The sequence below is a fragment of the Microcystis sp. M53598_WE2 genome, from assembly GCF_030067735.1.
In the GTDB taxonomy this organism is placed as follows: domain Bacteria; phylum Cyanobacteriota; class Cyanobacteriia; order Cyanobacteriales; family Microcystaceae; genus Microcystis; species Microcystis aeruginosa.
Window position 1 is genome coordinate 1 of sequence record NZ_JASJFE010000660.1, and the last position, 5128, is coordinate 5128.

6 protein-coding genes are annotated in these 5128 nt (G+C 44.0%); 1 reads left to right on the forward strand and 5 read right to left on the reverse strand.

What is annotated here, in order from left to right:
• Positions 1-113: 113 nt before the first annotated feature.
• On the reverse strand, positions 114-1511 hold the full coding sequence (lysA, locus tag PX636_RS13415) for a diaminopimelate decarboxylase (protein WP_288117567.1): 1398 nt from the start codon (positions 1509-1511) through the stop codon (positions 114-116).
• Between the two features lie 228 nt (positions 1512-1739).
• Between lysA and PX636_RS13420 the strand changes: the two genes are divergently transcribed.
• Positions 1740-2465, forward strand: a complete 726-nt coding sequence (locus PX636_RS13420) for a GUN4 domain-containing protein (RefSeq protein ID WP_288117568.1) — start codon at positions 1740-1742, stop codon at positions 2463-2465.
• A 1-nt stretch (position 2466) separates the two neighbouring features.
• Here PX636_RS13420 and PX636_RS13425 read toward each other — a convergent pair whose 3' ends face one another.
• The 4 genes from PX636_RS13425 to petM form a co-directional block, all read right to left on the reverse strand.
• A complete protein-coding gene (locus PX636_RS13425) occupies positions 2467-3252 on the reverse strand; it encodes a hypothetical protein (RefSeq protein ID WP_002757024.1) in 786 nt (261 codons plus the stop codon).
• A gap of 44 nt (positions 3253-3296) precedes the next feature.
• The gene (gene thyD / locus PX636_RS13430) at positions 3297-4244 is read right to left on the reverse strand and encodes a thylakoid membrane protein ThyD (RefSeq protein WP_288117569.1); all 948 of its coding nucleotides are present in this window, start codon (positions 4242-4244) and stop codon (positions 3297-3299) included.
• Between the two features lie 135 nt (positions 4245-4379).
• Positions 4380-4739, reverse strand: coding sequence for a photosystem II reaction center protein Psb28 (gene psb28 / locus PX636_RS13435; RefSeq protein WP_002757021.1), 360 nt, complete (start codon positions 4737-4739; stop codon positions 4380-4382).
• A 105-nt stretch (positions 4740-4844) separates the two neighbouring features.
• Entirely contained in the window at positions 4845-4958 is a 114-nt protein-coding gene (gene petM, locus PX636_RS13440) for a cytochrome b6-f complex subunit PetM (RefSeq protein ID WP_012265655.1), read from the reverse strand.
• Positions 4959-5128: the final 170 nt, after the last annotated feature.

The window sequence follows — 5128 nt, forward strand, 5'->3', positions numbered from 1 at the left end:
AGTTTTCAAGGTGCGTTCATCGGTTGATGACTGGGTTTTTTAAGCGGTTGCTTACCCGGCCCCCTATTCTTAATATCATACATCCTATAAAGTCGCCCTCAAAGGGCGAGGCTTTAAACCCAATTTTTCGGTAAACGGTCTTGACGCAGCAAATCCGCCAGATTTTCCCGTTCAAGGATGAGATTAGCTTCTCCGTTGTGGACAATTACCGCCGCCGGACGGGGTAAGCGGTTGTAATTAGAAGCCATACTGTAGTTATAGGCTCCTGTGGCTAAAACCACTAAAATATCCCCCGGGTTGGTTTTCGGTAGCGTAATATCCTTAATTAGAATATCGCCAGATTCACAATGCTTTCCAGCTATTGTCACCACTTCCTGACATTCTTGACTCATTTTATTGGCGACCACGGCCCGGTAAACCGATTGATAGGTAATCGGTCGGGGATTATCAGACATTCCGCCATCAACGGCGATATAGGTGCGGATTTCAGGGATTTCTTTGCGATTACCCACTGTATAGGCCGTTACGCAAGCGGTGGCAATCAGAGAGCGTCCCGGTTCGGCAATGAGCAGCGGATAAGCGATACCTCTTTCCTGACAAGCTTTGGCCACTGCTAAGGACACTGCTTGCACCCATTCCTCGATACTTGGGGGGTCATCACTTTCGAGGTAGCGAATCCCTAAACCACCACCCACATTTAATTGCTCTAGGGGTAAACCCCGTTCTAAACCTAATTTAAACCAATCTGCCAGCACAGCGGCTAAGTCTTGGTGGGGTTGACGTTCAAAAATCTGGGAACCGATGTGAGCGTGTAAACCCAGACAATTCAGCAGCGGATGAGCTAAAACATAGTCAAATACCGCTTCGATTTGATGGGGGTCAAAACCAAATTTACTGTCTAAGTGACCCGTGCGAATATATTCGTGGGTGTGGCACTCGATACCGGGGGTTAACCGCAATAGGATCGGAATAGGGTTATCAGGACGATTTTCGCCTAATTTAACCAGATTTTCTAACTCTAGCCAGTTATCAACGACAATAATGCAGTTATGCTCGATCGCATACTCTAACTCGGCGATCGATTTGTTATTACCATGAAAGTATATCGGCACATCGGTTTTCTTGATCTGGTCTAAAGCGGTTAACACCGTGTGAATTTCTCCGGCCGAGACCACATCAAAACCTAATCCCTCCCTAGCGACCACGGCCGATAGGGCCAGGCAATTCCACGCTTTCGAGGCATAAATTACCCTAGATTCTCCGGGATAATGAGTCTGGAAACCTTGCAGGTATTGACGACAGGCTGTGCGGAGGGTGACTTCATCGACAATATACAAGGGTGAACCGAAACGTTCCACTAGGGTGGTGACATCACAACCACCGATTTCTAGACAATCGCGGTTATTAACCTTGGCTGTCAGGGGGAACAGGGTTTGATTCGGGGATAGACAATCTTGATAGGCTAAATATTTTTGTCCGGAATTGTTGATTTTAGGTTCAGTTGATAGCATAATCGGAGTTTTTTGTCAAGCAATCGATAATTTTTGTTACAATCTCTGCCCATCACCGATTCAGTCAAGGGAATTTTGACCGTCGGTGATCTAGATAGCCAAAATAGTTCTCTCTTTCAGTGTACGATCAACCACCCGCTAAAAATCCCTTTTTTGTCGGGAAAAAATCGAGCAGCGACCCCGAAATAGTGGTAATAGTATTGAAGGAGTGGTCTTAAAAGTGATGATATGACTGACCAGAATGGCGTGTTAGTAGAAGAACAGAGCGAGGATATTACCCGCAAGATGAGTCAATTAGCCACCGAGTCGCCGAAAAATCAATTACAAATCCTGACACAATTAGCCGGGGCCGGAGAAGGTGGCCTAACTGTATTGAGAGATTTTTTGTTGGCCCAGCAGCCCACTCCTGTTAATCTGGTGACAGGTAAGGCCTATCAATTGCTATACCAAGATAATAGCGCTCAGAGCAAGGAATTTTTAGCTAATTATTTCCCCACGGGTGTTGTTCCCCTCGATAGTGCTAAGGGTATCGATTATCGACTTTTACAGGAATTATTGGCTAAACAGGATTTTCAAACTGCCGATAGTCTCACCCGTCAAAAACTCTGTGAATTAGCAGGAGAAGGAGCAATACAGAGGAAATGGGTCTATTTTACGGAAGTAGAAGCTTTTCCCAAGGTTGACATTCAGACTATTGATCATCTTTGGTTAGTTCATTCGGAAGGGAAATTCGGTTGGTCGGTGCAGCGCAAATTATGGATAGGTGTGGGACAAGATTTCCCGAAACTCTGGCCGAAAATTGGCTGGAAAAATGGCAATAATTGGACAAAATACCCGCAGGAATTTATCTGGGATTTAAGCGCTCCCGTCGGCCATTTACCCCTGTTAAATCAACTGCGCGGGGTGAGAGTGGCCGCCTCTTTATTCTCCCATCCCGTCTGGAGTGAAAAATAGATTAGCGATAGTAAAAATCGTAGTTTTTTAGGGCATTCAGTCGGGCTAAATTGAGACGATAATGATAGCCTAGTCTTTTTTGGAGGGGTTGCCAAAAATCTTTTTTAATGGGAGGTTGATAACTGGCATCAAGGTGATTGCTTTTATTTTTGAGGATTAACCAAGCTTCACCGGTATCTACTGTCCACCCGACTTTTGCTGCCGCTAGTCCCATAATACTGCCTTCGCCACTGTGCATTCCTTTCATTTCTAAATAGAGTGCTATCTTCCCCCAAAAATGCAAAAACTCTTGCTCTTTCCCTCCATCTCTAGTGACTATAAATAAAGACTCTCCAATCCAATTTACTTGTTCACTCGGAATTCCTAGTTTTTCAGAAACCCTGATTAAATTAGGTAAATCCCGAGGACGATATTTTTTATTATGCTCAACCATACTCTGATGACAACCAACGATACCTGGAGTAAAATCAAGATTGTCCGGTAATGATTCTATTAGTCTTGTATCCGCATCGATAAAAATAGCTGTCGGAAATAACTTTAAACTTTCTTCTAGAACAAAGCGTTTATCATTATAACAATGTAAAATACCTTTTTGAGTATGTTTAAAAGCCATAACATTGGGACTATTATCAAAATACTGAGGGGCATCAGTTCCCACCACTAGACTGCTCTGAGGGGCGTATTTTTGTAAATCTTCAGCCAAAGTTTTAGTTAATTTTTGATACTTTTCTCTTAGGGCTAAAGTGCAAAAACAATAATTTGCTGTCGGCTCGGAAAGATTCATCATAGACCGTTAGTATTGAGAATTTTTCCCCCCAGTATATCAGCTTTCTACATTTTCGGGACGATTTCTTGTAAGGCCGCTTCTAGATTAGGATAACGATAGTCAAAACCGAGCGCTTGAGTGGCTTTTGGCAGCACTTCTTGACCTTCTAAGACGATTTTTGCTCCTTCTCCCAAGAGAATTTCGAGGGCAAAATCTGGCACTGGCAACCAAGAAGGACGATTCATTACTTCCCCTAAAATCTGACAGAATTCTTTCATCCGGACGGGATTGGGTGCAGTAGCGTTGAAAGTACCGCTAATTCCCTGGCGATCGAGACAATAGATAATTAAATTAATTAAATCATCCCGATGAATCCAAGAAAACCACTGACGACCGCTGCCAATCGGTCCGCCGGCAAATAGTTTGAAGGGTGGGATCATTTTCCCTAAAGCACCCCCATTGCCTAAAACAATACCCGTGCGAAGAATGACTAAACGAGTGCCGTAATCTTTAACTTTTTGGGCGGCTGTTTCCCACTTTTTACAGACATCTGCCAGAAAATCGTCACCGGGAGGGCTATTTTCGTCAAAACTAGCGGTTTCACTGGTTCCATAGTAACCGATCGCCGAGGAGTTAATTAAAACTTTCGGTTTCTGGTCGGCCAGTGCGGTCGCAACGCGCTCGCTACGCGAGATCGCCTCGACAATTTTCTCGGTGCCGATTTCCCGACTAGCGACGATTGCTCGTTTTGCTTCACCGGTCCAGCGTTCCGAAATCGGTTCTCCCGCTAGATTAATCACCGCGTCACATCCGCAAATCTCTTTTTGCCAATCCCCCGATTCTGTGGCGATATAGGGAATAATCTCTATCTTAGGATAGATTGACTTTGGGTAAATTCTCCCGGCTTTATCGGGATTGCGAGTCAAAATTAGGATGTCATCGCCGCGATCATAGAGTTTGACCACCAATCGACTACCCACAAATCCCGTCGCCCCAGTAATCGCTATTTTCATGGTTTCTTGACTAAATTTATCCTTATTTTAGCTGGTTTTTAACTATCAGAACTCAGGAGTCAGGAGTCAGAAGTCAGGAGATTATTTTTATTTATTCTCCCCACACCCTACACCCCACTTCCCACTTCTCACTTCTCACTTATCCTGATACCCCATCCCGTTAGCGGCTGCATAACGATTCATAAAGCGCAGAAAACGCTCCCAGTGTTCATCGGTGATTTCAAAACCACATTCTACCCGTTGAATTTCATCTCCTTCATCTCCTCCAAAAATAAACTTAGTCGAGTTGGGAATAACTATAATCACTCCTTCCTCATCGGTGAGACGAAGATCACCGTAGGTGCGGGTGGTGAAACTTTGGAAACGTTCGATCGCTTTCAGGGTTTTAAAAGTCATCAGGACATTGCGAATCCCGGTACTTTTATTTTTGCGGAGACTAACACCGCTTAATTCTTCTGATAAACCAACAAAAAACTCGATCGTGGGAGTGGTCATAGGTATAGCTATAAAATTTTGGTTATTGATTTTCTCTTAATTACTTTTGATGGGGAAAAATTAGTTCATGATTACTAATAAAGTAACCATGAACGGAAAAACAAGCTATTCCGCTTCTCCACCTTGGATTTTGAGGAGGAGAAAACCCCAAGCTAATCCGACGAGGACGAGAACGATCGCCACGATCGCCCCATTAAATAACATACTTTCTGCGGTCATGGTGATTGCTCCTGAGCCTACAATAATCGATCAATAGATCAATGGTATTTTAACCTACGAAGGCGATCGACTGCAGCCAGACTAGGGCAAAATTGAGGGAGAAAATCGGCCAATAGCTTTGAGAACTTTCTTAGTATATACGTTCTAGCAATCCTGCCCCTCTCCTCAAG

What these genes read in the sequence shown, in the direction of transcription:
- lysA (WP_288117567.1), bottom strand. Translation starts at nt 1,511, where the DNA reads ATGCTATCAACTGAACCTAAAATCAACAATTCCGGACAAAAATATTTA.
- PX636_RS13420 (WP_288117568.1), top strand. Translation starts at nt 1,740, where the DNA reads ATGACTGACCAGAATGGCGTGTTAGTAGAAGAACAGAGCGAGGATATT.
- PX636_RS13425 (WP_002757024.1), bottom strand. Translation starts at nt 3,252, where the DNA reads ATGATGAATCTTTCCGAGCCGACAGCAAATTATTGTTTTTGCACTTTA.
- thyD (WP_288117569.1), bottom strand. Translation starts at nt 4,244, where the DNA reads ATGAAAATAGCGATTACTGGGGCGACGGGATTTGTGGGTAGTCGATTG.
- psb28 (WP_002757021.1), bottom strand. Translation starts at nt 4,739, where the DNA reads ATGACCACTCCCACGATCGAGTTTTTTGTTGGTTTATCAGAAGAATTA.
- petM (WP_012265655.1), bottom strand. Translation starts at nt 4,958, where the DNA reads ATGACCGCAGAAAGTATGTTATTTAATGGGGCGATCGTGGCGATCGTT.